19 protein-coding genes are annotated in these 19018 nt (G+C 47.0%); 15 read left to right on the top strand and 4 right to left on the bottom strand.

All coding sequences use genetic code 11. The features are described 5' to 3' along the window. Positions 1-11 precede the first annotated feature (11 nt). The 6 genes from AWU56_RS01485 to AWU56_RS01460 all read left to right on the top strand — a co-directional run bounded on the left by AWU56_RS01485 (position 12) and on the right by AWU56_RS01460 (position 4092). Entirely contained in the window at positions 12-761 is a 750-nt protein-coding gene (locus AWU56_RS01485; protein WP_286681570.1) for a 16S rRNA (uracil(1498)-N(3))-methyltransferase, read from the top strand. 11 nt (positions 762-772) lie between these two features. Then, on the top strand, positions 773-1723 hold the full coding sequence (gshB, locus tag AWU56_RS01480) for a glutathione synthase (RefSeq protein WP_286681569.1): 951 nt from the start codon (positions 773-775) through the stop codon (positions 1721-1723). Positions 1724-1774: 51 nt separating this feature from the next. Next, positions 1775-2332: a YqgE/AlgH family protein gene (locus AWU56_RS01475; RefSeq protein ID WP_006954257.1), complete on the top strand. Its 558-nt coding sequence runs from the start codon at positions 1775-1777 to the stop codon at positions 2330-2332. After that, positions 2329-2736, top strand: a complete 408-nt coding sequence (ruvX, locus tag AWU56_RS01470; RefSeq protein WP_006954258.1) for a Holliday junction resolvase RuvX — start codon at positions 2329-2331, stop codon at positions 2734-2736. Before AWU56_RS01475 ends, ruvX begins: the two co-directional genes overlap by 4 nt. 67 nt (positions 2737-2803) lie before the next feature. Beyond that, positions 2804-3094 carry a hypothetical protein gene (locus AWU56_RS01465; RefSeq protein WP_006954259.1) on the top strand — a complete coding sequence of 97 codons (291 nt, stop codon included), beginning with the start codon at positions 2804-2806 and terminating at the stop codon, positions 3092-3094. Continuing rightward, positions 3094-4092: a hypothetical protein gene (locus AWU56_RS01460; RefSeq protein WP_286681568.1), complete on the top strand. Its 999-nt coding sequence runs from the start codon at positions 3094-3096 to the stop codon at positions 4090-4092. The genes AWU56_RS01465 and AWU56_RS01460 overlap by 1 nt, the downstream gene beginning before the upstream one ends. Position 4093: 1 nt before the next feature. Here the strand turns inward: AWU56_RS01460 and AWU56_RS01455 are convergent, their stop codons facing one another. After that, complete coding sequence (locus AWU56_RS01455; RefSeq protein WP_286681567.1) at positions 4094-5497, bottom strand: PhoH family protein; 1404 nt, start codon at positions 5495-5497, stop codon at positions 4094-4096. Positions 5498-5632: 135 nt separating this feature from the next. On the opposite strand from AWU56_RS01455, the gene rapA reads away from it, so the two are divergent. The 3 genes from rapA to AWU56_RS01440 are packed head-to-tail and all read left to right on the top strand — an operon-like array spanning position 5633 to position 9779. Then, positions 5633-8287, top strand: coding sequence for an RNA polymerase-associated protein RapA (rapA, locus tag AWU56_RS01450; protein WP_286681566.1), 2655 nt, complete (start codon positions 5633-5635; stop codon positions 8285-8287). Beyond that, complete coding sequence (locus tag AWU56_RS01445) at positions 8287-8943, top strand: pseudouridine synthase (RefSeq protein WP_272978659.1); 657 nt, start codon at positions 8287-8289, stop codon at positions 8941-8943. The genes rapA and AWU56_RS01445 overlap by 1 nt, the downstream gene beginning before the upstream one ends. 41 nt (positions 8944-8984) lie before the next feature. Continuing rightward, positions 8985-9779: a DUF3530 family protein gene (locus AWU56_RS01440; RefSeq protein ID WP_286681565.1), complete on the top strand. Its 795-nt coding sequence runs from the start codon at positions 8985-8987 to the stop codon at positions 9777-9779. A 3-nt stretch (positions 9780-9782) separates the two neighbouring features. On the opposite strand, the gene djlA is transcribed toward AWU56_RS01440, so the two are convergent. Genes djlA through AWU56_RS01425 form a run of 3 tightly spaced genes read right to left on the bottom strand, consistent with a single transcriptional unit; the run spans position 9783 to position 12288 of the window. Further along, entirely contained in the window at positions 9783-10616 is an 834-nt protein-coding gene (gene djlA / locus AWU56_RS01435; RefSeq protein ID WP_006954265.1) for a co-chaperone DjlA, read from the bottom strand. Further along, complete coding sequence (gene murU, locus AWU56_RS01430) at positions 10616-11293, bottom strand: N-acetylmuramate alpha-1-phosphate uridylyltransferase MurU (protein WP_286681564.1); 678 nt, start codon at positions 11291-11293, stop codon at positions 10616-10618. Before murU ends, djlA begins: the two co-directional genes overlap by 1 nt. Beyond that, on the bottom strand, positions 11290-12288 hold the full coding sequence (locus tag AWU56_RS01425) for an aminoglycoside phosphotransferase family protein (RefSeq protein ID WP_272978653.1): 999 nt from the start codon (positions 12286-12288) through the stop codon (positions 11290-11292). The genes murU and AWU56_RS01425 overlap by 4 nt, the downstream gene beginning before the upstream one ends. Positions 12289-12426: 138 nt before the next feature. On the opposite strand from AWU56_RS01425, the gene AWU56_RS01420 reads away from it, so the two are divergent. The 6 genes from AWU56_RS01420 to AWU56_RS01395 are packed head-to-tail and all read left to right on the top strand — an operon-like array spanning position 12427 to position 19016. Continuing rightward, a complete protein-coding gene (locus AWU56_RS01420) occupies positions 12427-14721 on the top strand; it encodes an LPS-assembly protein LptD (protein ID WP_333809386.1) in 2295 nt (764 codons plus the stop codon). A gap of 11 nt (positions 14722-14732) precedes the next feature. Beyond that, entirely contained in the window at positions 14733-16031 is a 1299-nt protein-coding gene (surA, locus tag AWU56_RS01415) for a peptidylprolyl isomerase SurA (protein ID WP_286681562.1), read from the top strand. A 1-nt stretch (position 16032) separates the two neighbouring features. Further along, complete coding sequence (gene pdxA, locus AWU56_RS01410; protein ID WP_272978650.1) at positions 16033-17019, top strand: 4-hydroxythreonine-4-phosphate dehydrogenase PdxA; 987 nt, start codon at positions 16033-16035, stop codon at positions 17017-17019. Further along, positions 17016-17825: a 16S rRNA (adenine(1518)-N(6)/adenine(1519)-N(6))-dimethyltransferase RsmA gene (gene rsmA / locus AWU56_RS01405; RefSeq protein ID WP_286681561.1), complete on the top strand. Its 810-nt coding sequence runs from the start codon at positions 17016-17018 to the stop codon at positions 17823-17825. Before pdxA ends, rsmA begins: the two co-directional genes overlap by 4 nt. Beyond that, positions 17822-18199 (top strand): Co2+/Mg2+ efflux facilitator ApaG/CorD, encoded by a 378-nt coding sequence (gene apaG, locus AWU56_RS01400; RefSeq protein WP_006954280.1) that lies wholly within the window; start codon positions 17822-17824, stop codon positions 18197-18199. Before rsmA ends, apaG begins: the two co-directional genes overlap by 4 nt. A 4-nt stretch (positions 18200-18203) precedes the next feature. Next, the gene (locus AWU56_RS01395; protein WP_286681560.1) at positions 18204-19016 is read left to right on the top strand and encodes a symmetrical bis(5'-nucleosyl)-tetraphosphatase; all 813 of its coding nucleotides are present in this window, start codon (positions 18204-18206) and stop codon (positions 19014-19016) included. Positions 19017-19018: the final 2 nt, after the last annotated feature.

The raw sequence follows: 19018 nt of genomic DNA, 5'->3' as shown, positions 1-19018 counted from the left end.
AATTAAGTCGTATGAGAGTTCCACGCATTTTTCATCCCGAGCCACTCACGGTCAACAGCACCGTATCGCTCAGTGATGACGCCTTTCAACACACCATCAAAGTGCTTCGCATGCAAGAAGGTCAGGCGCTTGAGTTGTTTTGTAACGATGACTTTAATTACGCAGCGGTACTCACTTCAGTCGCCAAGAAAAGCGCGCAAGTTGAAATTACTGGTGCCCAACTCAACAACACCGAGTCTCCTCTATTCGTTCACCTAGGTCAGGTCGTTTCACGCGGAGACAGGATGGATTTCGCCCTACAGAAATCAGTGGAACTCGGTGTTAATGCCATCACTCCGCTGTTCAGCGAGCGCTGCGGTGTAAAATTAAACGGTGATCGACTTGAGAAGAAACAACAACAATGGCAGAAAATTGTCATTTCTGCTTGTGAGCAATCCGGTCGCAGTCATGTCCCTGTCGTACTTCCTGCAATATCAGTCGATGACTTTGTAAAGACGCCGTTTGACGGTTTGCGGTTAACCTTAGATCCCTATGCGCAGGTACCTCTCAATCAGATTGAGGGCGCTAACTCGGCCCAGCGCATTCAGTTAATGATTGGTCCAGAGGGTGGTTTCACGGATATTGAAGTTGAACACGCTCGCCACCATCACTTTAAACCGATTCGTTTAGGACCACGTATTCTGCGAACAGAAACCGCTGCGATGACAGCTTTAGCAGCCATCCAGTATGAATTTGGTGACCTCAACGCCAGCAACGAATAAGGAAAATACCCATGAAGTTAGCCATGATTATGGATCCCATTGCGCAGGTAAAAACGGAAAAAGATACCAGTTTCCGACTGTTGCTCGAAGCACAGGCGCGCGGTTACCAAAGTTATTATATTGAAATGGCCGACCTGCTCATTGACTCAGGTCGACCTTACGCTATGGCACGCAAAGTCACCGTCAAAGATCAAAAGACAGACTTTTATCAGTTAGGTGATGTTGAGAAGCTACCGCTCGGTGACTTTGATATAATCATGATGCGCAAAGACCCGCCGTTTGATAGTCAGTTCCTCTATGCAACGCACATATTTGATTTGGCGCAAGCTGAAGGTGCGCTGGTAGTGAATAACCCGCAAAGCTTGCGAGATTGTAATGAAAAGCTTTATACCAGTTGGTTTCCTGAATTTATTACCGATAGTTTGGTGTCCGCCAATGCTGAGCAACTTAAGGCGTTTCATAAGAAGCACGGTACCGTCATACTTAAACCGTTAGACGGGATGGGTGGCGCATCGATATTTAAAGTTAACGAAGACGGTGCAAATTTAGGTGTCATCATCGAAACACTCACCGAAAAAGGTCAGCGTTATGCCATGGCACAAAAATATCTGCCAGAGATCAAGGACGGCGATAAGCGGATTCTGATTATTAATGGCGAACCGGTGCCTTACGCACTAGCTCGAATTCCTTCGGCTGGTGAGACACGCGGCAACCTTGCGGCTGGCGGCAGTGGGCGTCCGCAACCATTGAGCGAAAGTGACGAACGCATTGCGCGTGCTATCGGTCCCACACTTAAACAAAAAGGTTTATATCTTGTTGGTCTCGATGTCATTGGTGAACGTATTACAGAAATCAATGTGACGAGTCCAACTTGTATGCGAGAGATCGAAAACGCCTATGACATCAATATAGCAGCGCAACTCTTCGCAGCTATTGAGCACGATCTGCAGCAGCGTCGTTGAAATTGCTGAATAAACCCCGATATAAGTCTTATCGTGAGTGAGGAGTGCTTTATGGAAAGCTTACAAAATCATTTTTTAATTGCTACACCCAGTATGAATGATCCGCTGTTTCGTCGTAGCGTGACTTATATCTGCGAACACAACGAAGACGGTGCGATGGGACTGATCATTAATCAACCTGCAGAGCTAACGGTTAACTCGTTGCTCGACAAACTTGAAATTGTTTATCCGGATAGCGCAGATAGTCTTAAAGGTCCAGTCTATCAAGGCGGTCCGGTGGGTCAGGAGCGAGGCTTTGTGATTCACCCACCACAACAAAACTGGCGCAGTAGCCTCAAGTTGAGTGATGAGATTATGGTCACCACCTCACGTGATATTTTAGAGGCATTGGGTTCCTCCGCGGCGCCGTTACAGTTTCTGCTAACGCTCGGATATGCGGGTTGGGAAGCTGGCCAGCTAGAGCAAGAGCTGGCTGAAAATTCGTGGTTAGCTATCCCTGCAGATCCTGAGATATTGTTTAACACACCGACTAATCAACGTTGGGAAAAAGCCACCGAGCAACTCGGTTTTGATATTTGGAAGCTCGGACCGGATGTAGGTCACGCATGACAGTTGTCGGGTTTGATTTTGGCACCAAAAGTATTGGCGTTGCAGTGGGTCAGTCGATAACGGGCACCGCCTCTATTTTAAAAGCACTCAAAGCTCAGGACGGTATTCCAAACTGGAGTACTGTCGAACAACTGCTCAAAGAGTGGCAGCCTGAACGTGTCGTCGTTGGCCTACCACTTAATATGGATGGCACGGAGCAACCGCTCACGCAACGCGCGAAAAAGTTTGGCAATCGTATTCACGGTCGTTTTAATGTCCCCGTTGTCTTTCAAGACGAACGTTTAACGTCCACCGCCGCTCGAGAAGCGCTGTTTGAACGCGATGGCTATCGCGGCTTGGAAAAAGGCAAAGTCGACAGTGCTGCGGCATTGCTCATTGTTGAAGATTATCTTCGTGCATTGTAGTCATGTTGCCAAATCAGGATAATTCGTTATAGTGATGATTAAAAAGTAGAATGCTTGGGAGAAGGCTGTGCTAGGCAACGAAGAACCATTTTCTGTCACAGGTAACACCATTTTATTGCGCAACGAAAATAAAAAGTTGCTACTGGTAACTGGTGACCGTTATAAAAACATTTTAGTTTCGCGCACAGGCGTGGAGATGAGCGACTGGAACGCTGAACGCCGTCCTGGCGTGCGCGTCGTTTCACTTCATGAACTATTCAAACGCGACAAAACGTATTTCTTTATTAGAGCGGGCGGCGTTGAGTATCAAGTCGACTTAAAGTTTGAAGAAAGTCCAATTACCGAAATGAAGTTCTAATGAAAAAGCTATCTGATGAGAGAACATACCTGTCCGCTTGGGGTGCAGTCATTGTTCTCTCAACAGCTCTGCTTGTTAGCAGTGTCCCCAAAGTTTTTGCTCAACAAACAGCTTTCGAGAAAACATCCCGTGACGGCGATATTTTACTTTCCTACCAATGGAATCTTCCCAACGGGAAGCTCACGCAGCTCAGTTTCAGTGTTAATCAACGCGACTTCTTAAAGCCGTTTGCAACATTTCGGAGTTACGACCGAAAGCGCGCACTTCGTGAGCTTAATTATCAAGTTAATCAGTATATACAGCGCCAACGTTGGTATGGTGTTGAAGCGACGCTGTCCCCCCGACAAGAGAAATTAACATTATCAATACGCAAAGCACGAACGGAACCGTTACAACAACGTTACCAACAGCAACTGAGAAAGGTACAACAATTTTTTAATCAGCAATGGCAAGACTATTTATCGGCAAATTACTATCGCAAATTGTCGCTTCCATTGGGGGAAACGGGCATCGTTCCAGATGCAGTTACTATTGCCGAGAAAACTCAATCACTTCTCAGAACGCTGGTTGTCGCTATCGGGAACGAACTTAAAGATAACAGTCGACGCAGCTACACCAACTACGTTGGCCATTTTGTTCAGTCGATTCCTTATGACAGTCTCAGTAGCAAGCTATCAAGTCGTGGAGATGGCTTCACGCCACCTAATTACCTTCTTCTCAACAATCGAGGTGACTGTGACAGTAAAGTCAGCCTCACGCTAGCCTTACTAAAAGAGATTATTCCTGAAGCAAGAATGATCATTGTTTATTTCCCAAAACATGCAATTTTTGGCATTCAAATGGCAAAGCAAGCAAACGATATAACCTTGATGCACAACGGAACTGAATTCGTTCTCATGGATGTCGCAGGGCCCGCCGTTTTACCAGCGGGCCAACTCTCCAGTGATGTGCAGTTTCTTGTCAACACTGGGCAGTATACGGTTATCAAAGGCAACTAAGCTATAGATGCTCCTCTGCATACTCTGCCAGACTACTTCTTACCACACCGTTTAGATTAATGGTCGCACTGCCTGGATAATCTTTAAAACGCTCTACGATAAAGGTGAGTCCTGAGGTGACAGCAGTTAAGTAATAACTATCAATCTGCGCCAAGTTGCCCGACACGACCAGTTTCGTATTCTCACCACAACGGGTAATTATTGTTTTTAGCTGTGATGCGGTTAAGTTTTGTGCTTCATCAAGTATAACCACCGCATTTTGAATACTACGACCACGCATGAAGTTTAATGACTTGAACTGGATATTCGCTTTCGTCATGATGTAATTGAGACTCGAGTCCATGCTCTCATCATTCTTATGCAATACTTCAAGAGAATCCGTTATAGCTGATAACCAAGGCGCCATTTTCTCCTCTTCTGTCCCCGGTAAAAAGCCAATAGACTCAGCGATCTCTGGCGTGTTTCGGGTAACAATAATTTTCTCGTAGATCCCCTTTTCGACCACCATTTCTAATGCCGCAGCAAGCGCTAATAGCGTCTTACCACTACCCGCCGGCCCCGTCAGAATGACCATGTCCAAGCTTGTGTCAAGCAGTGCGTGCATCGCCATCGCTTGATATATATTCTTAGGGTGAATCCCCCACGCGCTGTAACCCATTAAGCGCTCATATCCCAAATCCATCAGCGTTACAGAGGTATCGTCAAAAGTGTCCACCCGAGCTGCGAAATGTTCTGTTTCATCGATAAAATATTCGTTATAGAAAATTTGCGGCATGTGTTCGCGCGAAACCGTGTGATAGGCATCTCGCCCCTCTTGCAACGTACTGACATCACCCACTTGTTGCCAAAAGTCCCCTTCAAACTGATAGAAACCTTTCGTCAATAAACGAATATCATCAATTAATTGGTCTGTGCGATAATCCTCAACATGTTTTACGCCCGCACCTTTGGCTTTTAGGCGCATATTGATATCTTTTGTCACCAAAGTGACCGTGCTACCCGCAAACTTAATTTGCAGTTCTAACGCCACTTGAATAATACGGTGGTCATTTTCATTGAGCGCCAAAGCAGACGCACTTTGCTTCAACTCGTAGTCAGGGAAAATAGCTAACGTGCCGCTCGCTTGGTGGTCGCCACTTAACTGCGTCAAAGGGACACCTTTAACTATCTGCTCAGGTGTTGCATCCTTTAACACCTCCTCCAATGAACGAATCGCAACACGCGCATCTCGGCTCACGTCTTTATTGCGATCCTTAATATTATCTAACTCTTCTAACACGACCATAGGAATAACGACGTTATGCTCATCGAAGCTGAGAAAAGCGAGAGGATCATGCAATAGAATATTGGTATCTAAAACGAAGTACTTAGTAGCTTGGGAGGTTTGACTAACATTTGCGGTCATAGCGTACACCTTTTGTTATCGTTTGATTAAAGCTTAGACCAAAATTCGTGACACAGGGATGACAGTCGCATTGTTTTTTTCTAATCTCCCCATTACTATTGCCGACCTTTAAAGTTAGCGCATAGGAAGGACGAAGTGAGCGAGTTTAGTTTAGGGCAACGTTGGTTAAGCGAAACTGAAACAGATTTAGGCCTTGGCGTAGTCACTGCCGTGGATGGACGCCAGGTATCGGTGATGTTCCCTAGCACAGGGGAAACACGAATGTACGCTAAATCCGACGCACCTCTCGCTCGATTTGTGCTGAATGAAGGACAAGAAGCAACACATGCTGATCAATGGCGTTTTATCGTCACCGAAGCAAAAGAGCATCAAGGGTTAGCCATCTATTTCGGTGAACGCGAAGACTCAGGCGAAGAGGTGATGGTGCCAGAGTCCCAGTTAGCTCATCAAATTGATACCAATCCAGCATTAACGCGCTTTATTGCAGGGCAAGCCGATCGCCACGATCTGTATCTTCTGCGCATGCAAGGCCAACAACAATTAGCGCGCTGGCAACAAAGCCCTGTCGCGGGTCTCCTAGGCGCACGTGTGAATCTGTTAGCGCACCAGTGTTACGTCGCATCAACCGTGGCGAACCGCTACCACCCTCGAGTTATGCTCGCTGACGAGGTCGGCTTAGGAAAAACCATCGAAGCGGGCATGATTATCAAGCGCCAGCATGTCACGGGGCGTAGCCAACGTATACTAATTGCCGTACCCGATAGCCTCCGTCACCAATGGCTTGTTGAGATGAAGCGCCGATTTGCGCTTGATTTCAGTGTGTTTGATGAAGCCAGAATCCGAGAAGCGCAACTCGATAGTGATAATCCATTTTCTACTGAACAATTAGTGATTATCAACAACAAAATCCTACACGATGAACAGTGGCATGACGCACTCATGGGTGCCGAATTTGACATGTTGGTGGTCGACGAAGCCCATCACCTTAATGACAGTACACCGGGCTATGAACACTTTGCTCAGCTAGCGAAAGCCATCCCAGGCTTATTGTTATTAACCGCAACACCTGAGCAAGAAGGTAACGAGGGACACTTTAAGCGTTTGCAGTTACTTGACCCAGACCGCTTTAACGATTTTAGCGCGTTTGAGGAGGAGCAAACTCATTATCGCGAACTGGCAGATAAAGCGACGGAGCTTAAAGGAGAGGAACTCGACGAACTTCTTGATGAACACGGCACAGGCCGGGTTATGTTTAGAAACCGCCGTCAAAATGTCGGTGGATTCCCAGCACGTCAATTTCACCCGGTTAAACTACCTGAGCCCGAGGATGACATGCGTGAACCTTGGTGGCTTGGCGACCCCCGTGTGACTTGGCTTATTGACCATATAAAAGGTAACCGGGATGACAAGACGTTGCTTATTTGCCACGGCGCGAAAACGGTAAATGAGCTCGCTGAAGCATTGCGTGTGCTTGAGGGGATAAACGCTGCCGTTTTCCACGAAGGGATGTCATTACTTGAACGCGACCGCGCTGCCGAGTTCTTTGCCGACGATGATAATGGCAGCCCGATTTTATTGTGCTCAGAGATAGGTAGCGAGGGGCGGAACTTTCAGTTTGTGCATCAACTCGTATTATTCGACTTACCTGAAAACCCAGACTTACTTGAGCAACGGATAGGACGCCTTGACCGTATCGGACAAACCCATGATATCGCGATCTACCTGCCGTACACCGAAGATTCCGACGAGGGCATTTTACTGCCTTGGTATCACACGATGAATGCATTCGAACAATGTAACCCCGTCGGACGCCGCATGTATGACGACTTTTCTCAGCAGATTAAAAAGGCTTTGCTAAGCTGCCAGCCGCTTCCGAAAGAAGTGCTGCAGCAGAGTGCAGAGTTACATCAGCAACTCATGTCCGAGGTTGAAGCGGGTCGCGATAAACTACAAGAGTTAAATGCATGCCGTCCAGAACAGGCTGAATCGGTAATCGCGGCTATAGAAGAAAGCAGCGACGTATCAACTCTGGATGAGTTTATGACTACATTCTGGGAGCGCTTTGGTATCGATATCGAAGAACTCGACGAAAACCGAGTGTTCGTTAAACCGAGCGAGCATATGCGCGTCGAGGCTATTCCAGGCCTGCAAGAAGAAGGGATGACCATCACCTTTGACCGCACCACGGCACTTAATTACGAGGATATCGAATTCTTAAGTTGGGACCACCCTCACGTGCAAGAGGCCTTGGATATAGTGACCCAGCAAGACTTCGGTAGCGTCTGCGTTACTAAGCTAAATAATAAAGCGCTGCCTGAGGGCGCCTGGTTCATGGAGGTTGACTTTAGTGCACAGATTAACGCCCCCCAAAGCGCGGTAGCTCAGGAGTTCTTCCCGCTTCAGAACCATCGTATATTGCTTGATAGTCAAGGGCGGGAACTGACGAGCAAAGTGCCACGCGATGCATTAACCAAGCAAGCCGACTTTATGGATAAAAAAACCTCACGGCAAATTTTAAAGCAGTTGCGTGATATCACTAAGTCGCACTTAGAAGTAGCGCGTAGCTCTGCTGAAGCTTGGTTAGAGCAACAAAGCGCTGCTATCGGTTCGCGTATCAGTGAAAACTTAGGAAAGGAACTTGAACGTCTGACCAAACTACAGCAGCGCAATCCTTCCGTACGCGAATCTGAAATTGAAGCTATCAAAATGCGCCAGCAAACCTTATTAGAAGCGCTAAAACAACCGCAGCTTTCGTTGTTTGCCGTGCGTATTTTGGTCAATCATCACTAATGGCACTGCTTCACTATCAACCACCAACCAACCCTTATCTCAAGATAATACATCGAGATAATGCGTTGGTTGTGGTCGATAAGCCCGCAGGACTGCTTAGCGTACCAGGGAAATTACTCGAACATCGAGATTCCGTTTACACTCGCCTAGCTCGCATATTTCCTGATATCAAGTTAGTACACCGGCTAGATATGGCCACATCGGGTGTGATGGTGTTTGCGCTTGGTAAAGCCGCGCAAAGCCACCTAAGTAGACAGTTTCAACAACGAACTCCAAAGAAAACCTACTTGGCAAAAGTGTGGGGAGCATTGCCCGCTGACAATGGCTGTATCGATTTACCACTTAGCTGCGACTGGCCTAATCGACCGAAGCAACAAGTCGACTTTTTCAATGGCAAGCCCAGTCAAACCTTTTACCGAGTGCTAAAACGTCAAGCTCAGGGATGCACTGTCAAACTATCACCCTACACAGGCCGTTCACATCAGCTACGGGTGCACATGTTGGCATTAAACTGTCCTATTTTAGGTGATAAGTTTTATGCACACTCAGCCGCTTTTCAGGCGGCTGAACGACTGCTCCTACATGCATTTGAACTGCGTATTACACACCCTCAGACCGAGCAAACGCTAACCTTCACCAGCCCCTGCCCGTTTTAGCTAAAGTTTAAAGAATTTCCGTCTTATGACGATAACAAAGCATGAATATTATGCGCGTTGCCATCCTGTTGTTTGTCATATGCTGGTCTGTTATTTCACACGGACAGGATGATCGTGCTCGTTTCGTCCCCCCTGACGAGATCGTCTGGCTCAAAGACGCGACAGAGAAAGACGTACAGTATTTAGCACTGCAACTTGAGCCATTAAGAAGCTTCGAACGAGGGCAATTTGTTGCCTTGCCGGACTGGGGTCTACACCCCTTGCAATCTTCGCTCATTAAATCCAGTTATCACGAAGCGTCGAAGATGGGTTGGCGTAGTTGGGGACTGACACCACCGAGTATGCTTATCCAACCCACCTCGTTAGCGCATCACACCCCTGACTCTGAGTTTACTCAGCCCGATGATAACGCACTGGATCCTTATAGAGCCGCGTTATTTAAGCGCCTTGAAGCACTGAATGAAAAAGTGAGCCAGCACCCTGGTTTCGTTGTCTGGCTTGTTGAGGGAATCAGTGGTGCACTCTGGATTGATTGGATCAATAAAAATCCTTCAGCCGCACCCGATGCGGTCATCTTGTTGGATGTGTATCTGCCGCAGCCAGCACTTAATCGAGTCCTAGGCACCAAAATCGCTAAGCTCACCTTCCCGGTACTTGATATTAAATCAGCTTCAGCCAACCGATGGGTCGTTAAGCAATGGTCTATGCATGAAACACTTAGCCAAAAATATCAACAATTAAGCTATCGACCGCGTAGCTTATTGACCCGTCCCCCAGAAGCCGCCAACGAACTAAAGAGTGTCATTCAAGGTTGGTTTAAATTCCATGGCTTTTAATAGCTACCGTATGTCACGGTGTTTTTTGATTGCTTCATAGGCTGACTGGATATCCTGGGCGCGTTTTTGTGCTTCTTTCATCACATGCTCCGGCAATCCTTTTGACGCAAGCTTGTCAGGATGATGGCGCGCCATCAGCTTGCGATACGCTTTTTTAATCTCCGCATCTGACTGTTCTGGCTTCACTCCTAACACTTCATATGCATCTTGAAGTTCATTACGCGACGGCTTAGCCTGTTGGCTCCCCGCGTTTCCTTGCGAACGGTGTTGATGAAACCTAAATGCGGCTTTCTGCATCGCAAGCCACTGATCAATCTGAAACCGCCTGAAACCCAGCGCTTTACCAACATTAACAAGGACTTCATGCTCACCTCGATCAAGTACACCGTCATTAAGAGCCAAAGCCATCAACTGTTCCATAAAGACCTGAAATACCTCACGGTTGCCATAAAATGACTCCCTAAACCGCTTCATCGTATCTTCCAGTGGAAAAGTCGCCTGCTTCCCTTCTCGAAACGCCTCTTGCGCCTCTCCTCTCGCTTCAGAATCGAGTCGGAATCGGTCCATCAGTTCCGATGCTTGTGCAATATCTCGCTCGGTCACGCGTCCTTTTGCTTTAGCAAGATGTCCCATCACTGCAAACAGGGTATATAAAAATAATGCATCTTTATCAGCATCACGTTTGCCACTCATAAATTGCCCAAAACCACCACGGCTGGCAAAGTCCTGAGCCATTCCTCGATCAAACCAGTGTCCGATTAATACGCCGATGATAGCTCCAGGCAATCGCAAAAACAGATAGCCCGCTAGCGCACCAATCACCTTTCCCCAAATCATTATGTTTCCTCTACTTCTTGATTTAACTGACTCAAACGCGTTGGCGTTCCCACATCCGTCCAGGCACCTTTTAGGAGACTCCCCGCCACTTTGCTCTGATTAATGGCATCGAGCAGCAAGGGCTTTAATGGCCTATACCCATCGCCGTAACCGGCAAAAAATGCGGGGTCATATAAGCCAATGCCGGCGAACGTAAGTCCAGTCTGCTCGGGAGACTGGGCTATTACCCGGCCATCTTGCAAGGCAAAGTCGCCACTTAGATTATGTTCAGGGTTATCGACGAGTAATAGGTGAGCCAAGTCGTTCGTCTCAAGTTGAGTTGGCAAGTCTGTTAAGTCGGATGAGATAAAAATATCGCCATTAATGACCCAAAAAGGCGCTGTTCCCAGCATCGGTAGAGCATTAATGATGCCGCCCGCTGTTTCTAACCCACCGTCAGGTTCGGGAGAATAAATAATCTTCACGCCCCAACGTGAGCCATCGCCAAGCTGAGACTCAATTTGCCCCCCTAACCAAGCATGATTAATCACAATTTGCGAGACCCCAGCCCCCACCAACTTTTCAATGATGTATTCGATCAAAGGTTTGCCCGCGACGGTTAAAAGTGGTTTTGGGGTCAAATTAGTCAGAGGTTGCATACGCTTTCCGCGACCTGCGGCCAGTATCATCGCTCTCATGAGTTTTCCCATTTGGGTATAATACGTTGGGTCAGCCATTGGTGGTAGTTACTTAATTCCGGATAACGTGCACTGACTTTACTCAGATAGCCTAATGTACGAGGCACGTCTTTCAAGTAACCGGTTTTATCATCACGGTGCGCTAGTCGGGCAAAAATTCCTGCGGCTTTCGTATGCCGCTGAAGTCCCATCCAGTCGAACCAGCGTTGCCACTGTTCTGGCTCAACATCTGCACTTAGTAGCCCATCCTCCTGCAGTTGGCTCCGTAACCGTTGAGATAGCTCATCGACTAAGTCATCAGGCCACTCAATGTAACAATCTCTCAGTAGCGAGACCGCGTCATAGGTAATCGGCCCGATAACCGCATCTTGAAAGTCGATAACACCAAGCCCTTTAGGCGTCACCATCAAGTTGCGGGAGTGATAATCTCGGTGCACACCAACCTGTGGCTGAGCAAATGCATTACTCACTATCAGCTCGCAGAATTCAGACCATAGTTCGTCGTCGCGATCATCCCAGTCAAGATCGAGGTGCTGCATCAACAACCAATCTTTAAACAATGCCAGTTCGCGATCTAACAATGCTCGGTCAAAGCGGGGTAAATCGCCTTCCGCTGTTGCCGTCACACCCATAACTCGTGGCAAAATCGAAAGCGCTTGATCATAGTATTGGCGTGCGTTTTGCGCTTGGAGTTTCGACAATAGTACCGTGTGGCCCAAGTCTGTCTGCAACATGTATCCCTGCTTCAAATCAACGTTCAATACCAGCGGCACGGGAATATTTGCCGCTTGATAAGCGTCCGCTACGAGAAGAAAAGGGCGCATATCTTCTTTATCGGGTGGGCAATCAACAGCAATTAAGCTACGTTGACCATCTGAAGCTCGAAAGTAGCGCCTAAAACTCGCATCACCAGAAACCACTTCCAGTTGCGTTTGAGGATACCCCGTCTGCGCCTCACACCATGCTGCCAGACCAATCTCACGAGAATCTTCCAAAATGCCCCCTCTGTGTGCCATTATTTGGCAAATTTAATCTCTATTTATGCGTACTAAAATAGCAGAATACGCAGATTTGCTTTATTATACCAAGCTTGTCTCTAATCATTAATTAACAACTCAAAACGGATTAGTATCTTGCCATTGCGTTACAAAGTTGCCAAAACGTCCGCTGTCTTATTTACCTTACTCAGCGCGTCAGTTTCTGCTCAGCAGGAGCTTACTAATGTGTGCTCAGCCCGCTATAATCAGTGGCGTTTCGAAGAACCCGACTTCGACGTTTCTGCACAACTCCCTGGTAGCATATTAGTCCACTCTGATAACTCCAATGTCAGCAACAATGGCGAAGCGTTATTCTCTGGTAACGTGAGTATCCGTCAGGATGGTCAATGGCTTCTCACTGAGTCTGCACGGATCAATCAAGAAAAACAAACCATCGATGCGAATCAAGGCGTTCTGTTTTCTGACGGTTATATTCAAGTCAAAGGTCAATCGTTTAATTATAATGGCGTTTCAGCAACCGCCGAATTACGCGATACTGAATATCGAATGAAAACCACACAAGCGCGTGGCGAAGCCCAGCTACTGCGTTTATCTGAGCAGCACGTCAATCTGTTTTCTTCAAGTTTCACGACCTGTCCAACGACAGATCCGGCTTGGAAACTGACTGCTGATCGAATCGAAATCAGTCAATCAGAAGACTTTGGTGAGGCATGGGGCGCTAAAGTTGAGTTGTTCGATATCCCCGTTATTTATTTACCGTATTTTACGTTTCCAGTTAACGATAAACGTAAAACAGGGTTTCTTTATCCGACCATTGATACCTCATCTGTCAGTGGCCTTGAGGTAGAAGTCCCTTATTACTTTAATATTGCGCCGAATATGGATGCAACGCTTGCTCCCGTATACATTAGTAAGCGCGGGACAATGTTAAAAACAGAGTACCGCTTTCTAACCGATAGCTATGGTGGTCAAATCAATCTTGAGTACCTTCAAAGCGACTCACTTCGACTCGATAACGCCGATCGCTATTTATGGCATATTGATCAGCAAGCGCAACTCGGCGAGCACTGGCGCGCCTATGTGGACGCAACGCAAATCAGTGATGACAACTATCTCAATGATTTTGGTAGTGATTTTGCGGGGCGAGCAGACACCCACTTGTACCGTGTGGCGCAAGTTGATTATTTAAAGGATAACTTTTTTGCACGCATCCGTGCTGAAGACTACGAACTATTAGGGCAATATCAAAGCCCGTTTAGAACACTGCCACAAATTTCAATGCGTTACGATGAAGGTGCATACACGGGCTTTAACTGGGCGATCGAAAGCGAACTCACCTACTTTCAAAGCCAAGACGATTCAAACGTATACGCGACACGCGCCCACCTTCAACCCAGCTTAAGTTACGCGCTCGAAGCGCCTGCTTACGATGGTGAAGCTGAAATCACTTATTTATATACGCACTATCGTCAACAAGGGACAAGCCCTGAGCTCGAAGAGTCCGTGTCGCGCGCGTTGCCAAGAGCTCGCTTAAGAGGTCGCCTGCACCTAGAGCGCTTTTTTGACGGCGACGGCGTTGACGCATACCGCCAAACATTGGTACCACAACTTCAATACCTCTACGTCCCTTACAAAGACCAGTCTAATATCGGCATCTATGATACATCGCTGATGCAAGACGATTATTACGGCCTGTTCCGCGCCCAGCGCTATTCCGGTTTAGACCGCATTGCAGAAGCGAATCAAATAACCTATGGTGCCACAACAAGCATTTTTGATAAGCGCGAGCGTGAACTGTTGCGCTTTGCGTTTGGCCAAATTTATTATTTTGATAAAAGTCGGACCGAGCTATTGCAGCAAAATACCTCGCGGACATCCAGCAATACAGAATGGGTTGCCGACTTAACATGGGCGATTACCCCTCATTGGAGTATCAAGAGCGCGTTACAATACGATACGGAACTAAATCAAACACGAAAGAGTCAGACCGCTTTAGAATATCGCTTTGACAATAAAAACTTGCTTCAAGTGAATCATCGTAAAGCAACCAATATTTTAAATAGCGATATTGAACAAGTCGGCGCGCAAGCGGTTTGGGAAATTAATAACCAATGGCAGGTCGCTGCTAACATTTACTATGATTTGGTAAATCGCCGCACCAATGATGCCATTCTTGGGGTGCAGTACAGCAGTTGTTGTTGGGCGCTACGTGTAAGTGCGTACCGTCGAATCAACCTGAATTTAGAGCCTGCTATGGCTGGAGCGGCAAACGCTGGTATGATGCAAAGCACGTTTGCGGCACCCGAATTTGACAACGGTGTTAGCTTACAGTTTATCATCAGCGGCCTTTCAAGCGACGGAAGCAGTCTGATCGAAATGTTAGAGAAAAGCATTTACGGCTACAGACGACCTTTTTACTTAAGTAACTAGTGGTACAAATAATGAAACAGTTAGTTAAATTCAGCACATCAGTCAGTATCGCGTTGATGATGTGCATAACCGCAACGGTGGCGCATGCACAACAAGTGCTGGACCGCGTGGCAGTTATTGTCGACGATGGCGTTATTTTAGAAAGCCAAATTGAGCAGCTTATAAAACAAGTAAAACAATCCGAAAACTTCTCATCGGCTAATGCACCATCAGACAAGGTGCTACGCACGCAAGCGACCGAACGCTTGATCCAGCAGGAGCTTCAGCTGCAGATGGCGGAACGCATGGGTATTGAGGTATCGGAAGCTCAGCTTGACCAAGCAATCTCGAGGATAGCGCAGGATCGCGGCATGAGTGTCGACGAGCTGCGCGAGAATACAATTAACTCTGGGCAAAGCTGGCCGGCATTTCGCGAGCAGATTAAAACTGAGATAATCACGAGCCAAGTTGAGCGAGCCGCTGTTCAGAGACGTGTTTCTGTCACGCCACAAGAAGTAGAGAATTTAGTCAACTTGATTGAGCAAAATGACGCTTCACCTACAGAGTACCGTTTACGCCAAATTTTGATTGGTGTTGACTCTGACGCACCGAATGAAAAGCAGGAAGCGGCCAAACGTCGAGCGCAAGCCGTCATCGATCGCCTCGAGGAAGGTGAAGACTTTTCGCAACTTGCTATTCGTTCATCGTCAGGCTCAAATGCGCTAGACGGCGGTGATCTTGGCTGGATGACTGAGAATTCCATGCCGACATTGTTCGCAGAGGTCGTAAAAGGTAAATCAAAAGGTGAAATTATTGGCCCTATCCGCAGCGGCGTGGGCTTTCATATTTTACAAGTCGCAGATAAGCGAGGCGAGCAAGTCGTCGAAGTACAGGAAGTCAAAGCGCGACATATTCTTATTAAGCCATCAGTGATTTTATCGGATAACAAAGCCAAAGAAATGCTTGCTCAGTTTCGTGAGCAAATCTTAAGTGGTGAAAAAACATTTGCCGAATTGGCGAAAGAGCACTCCGCTGATCCAGGGTCCGCATCACGCGGAGGGGACTTAGGTTGGTCACGTCCAGATCGGTATGCCGAAGAATTCAAACAACGCGTCAGTACGTTGGAAAAAGGTGTGATCAGCGAACCTTTCCGCACCCAATTTGGCTGGCATATTGTAGAGGTAACTGATCGCCGCACGCTCAATGCCACGCAGGAAAGTAAACGCGACAAGGCATACCAAATGCTATTCTCGCGCAAGTATCGAGAAGAAGTGGACACGTGGCGACAAGAAATGCGCGATCGTGCTTATGTTCGCGTCGTAGCCAAGTAAAATGCGACCATTACTCGCTTTTACCCCCGGCGAGCCCGCCGGGGTAGGTCCCGATTTAGCCGTTATGATGGCACAACAGCATTGGCAAGCAGATATTGTTGCCATTGCGGATGCAGGCTTACTCAAACAACGAGCCACGGAACTCAACCTGCCACTTGAACTCATTCCCTATGAGGGCGCCCGCCCTCAGTCGCCAATGCAACCAGGTCAGTTGCTTATAAAACACGTTCCCCTTGCTGAAACCGCAATTGCTGGAGCGCTGAACGTTGCTAACGGTCAATACGTTGTTGAGACCCTATCCATTGCCTCGGATGGTAATTTAAGCGGAGAGTTTGACGCTATCGTTACCGGGCCTGTACACAAAGGTATTATTAACGAAGCAGGTGTCGCTTTCTCTGGTCATACCGAGTTTTTTGCGAATAAAGCAGACTGTCCTGATGTTGTAATGATGCTGGCAACAGAAGGATTACGCGTTGCGTTAGTAACCACTCACATTCCGCTTGCTTACGTATCAAAAGCGATTACACCTGAACGTCTAGAAAAGATTATCACGATCTTGGACGCGGATTTGCGACAAAAATTTGGAGAGGAGCAACCCAACATATTAGTTTGCGGATTGAATCCGCATGCGGGCGAGGGAGGTCATCTCGGGCATGAGGAAGAAGCAATTATTGCGCCCGTAATAAGGTCCTTACAAACTAGGGGAATGACGGTGTCTGGCCCTTACCCTGCTGATACAGTCTTTCAGCCCAAGTACTTGGAGTCGGCGTCAGCTGTCGTTGCGATGTACCACGATCAAGGTCTACCTGTGTTAAAATATAAAGGCTTTGGCAAAGCGGTGAATATTACACTCGGATTACCTTATATTCGAACATCAGTCGACCATGGTACGGCATTGGATATGGCAGGCAGTCCAGCGATTAACTCAGGTAGCTGTCAACTCGCCATAAAGACAGCAATTGATATGGTAAATAACTCAAAATTATGAGCAAAACTCACTTAGGTCACCGAGCGCGAAAGCGATTTGGTCAAAACTTTCTAAATGATGAACACATTATCGAATCAATTGTCGATGCGATTCATCCACAGCCGGGTGAAAATTTAGTTGAGATAGGACCAGGCCTAGCAGCATTAACCGAGCCAGTGGCAGAAAGGTGCCAGCAACTTCACGTTGTAGAGTTAGACAGAGATCTCGCCGACCGCTTAGAGACCCATCCGTTTTTGAGTCAGCATTTGGACGTCATTCGTGGCGATGCCATGAAAATCGACTTTAAAGCGTTCGCCTCTCCTGAGCAAAAACTACGCGTGTTTGGTAATCTACCTTATAATATTTCGACACCTCTCATTTTTCATTTGTTAAAGTTCAGCGATTATGTCGAGGATATGCACTTCATGTTACAAAAGGAAGTGGTTGATCGATTAACAGCTGAGCCTGGCAGTAAAACATATGGTCGTATCAGCGTGAGTGTGCAACAACGCTGCGAGGTTCAAAAAGTATTGGATGTGCCACCTGAAGCATTTACTCCACCGCCTAAAGTTGAATCAGCTGTTGTGCGTTTGCGACCCTACGTGAAGAGCCCAACGCCTGTAAAGGATGTTCAACAATTGCAGTCGTTATGTTTGACAGCTTTTAATCAAAGACGTAAAACAATTAGAAACAACCTTAAAAAGCTCATTGATGATACGCAATTAGAGGCACTAGGCATTAACCCGAGTGCTCGCCCAGAAACACTCACAGTTGCTGACTATTGTAGAATATCGGATTGGCTGACGGATAATCAGAAGTCCTTATGACGGTAAAAACACAAGTCCATATCGAAGTTTCTACGCAATATATTGCGGCTCAATCTAACCCTAATCAGGGCCAATATGTGTTTTCGTATACCATAAAAATTAGTAATAACGCCGCCCAAGACGTGACACTTAAAAGTCGAGAGTGGCGTATTACTGATGCTGAAGGCAAAATCACCCGCGTCGCTGGTGAAGGGGTCATTGGCCAGCAGCCAACGATTGCGCCAGGAAAGTCATTTAGTTATACCAGCGGTACTGTTATTGCGACTCCAGTCGGCATGATGGAGGGTCATTACTTAATGTTTTCTGAGCAAGGTGAACAGTTTAAGGTGCCAATTCCCTCATTTCGTTTAGCCATTCCCAATATTATTCATTAGATCGATGGCGACATATATAGTTGGTGATATCCAAGGCTGTTATTCCGAACTTATGGAGCTACTGAATCAGGTAGGCTTTTCCCATAAATCGGACTCACTGTGGTGCGTTGGTGATATCGTTGCGCGAGGGCCTGACTCAAAAGCTTCGATAGATTTCTTCCTTAATAGCGGCTCTTCTGTAAACACGGTACTTGGCAATCATGATCTGAATTTATTAGCTATCCTGTTGGGTGCGCGCGAAGTGAATCCAAAGGACAAATTAGAGGCTGTTATTTCATCGTCTAGACGACTTGATTATATCGACTGGATCCGTCAGCAACCATTACTACATCATTTCAAGCACCACAACACGTTGTTATGCCATGCTGGCGTCTATCCGCTTTGGTCAACTCAGCAGGCGGCTGAGCATGCAAACGAAGTTGAACAGTTACTAACCAGTGATGACATGCCGCGGTTTGTAAACCATATGTTTTCTAATCAACCTAGCAATTGGCGCTCAAGTCTTAGTGGATTTGACCGATACCGATTTATAATCAATGCGTTTACGCGCATGCGTTTTTGTAGCAAAACCGGTGAGCTGGACTTTCACCGAAAAAACCATCCACGAATAGACACGGACGCTCAGTGGAAACCCTGGTTTGAATTGTCCCATAGTAATGACCGCATTGTTTTCGGACACTGGGCGGCACTCATGGGAGAAACTCAAAATACGAAATATATTGGTTTAGACACAGGTTGTGTTTGGGGTCAACACATGACGCTTTTTCATTTAGAGGAAGCGAAATACTTTACACAGCCTGCTCTGTCCCAACTGTAGTT

The organism is Idiomarina sp. T82-3, from assembly GCF_001577655.1.
Classification (GTDB): Bacteria; Pseudomonadota; Gammaproteobacteria; order Enterobacterales; family Alteromonadaceae; genus Idiomarina; species Idiomarina baltica.
Note: the sequence above shows the minus strand (reverse complement) of the source record. Positions and strands in the feature narration are given on the sequence as shown.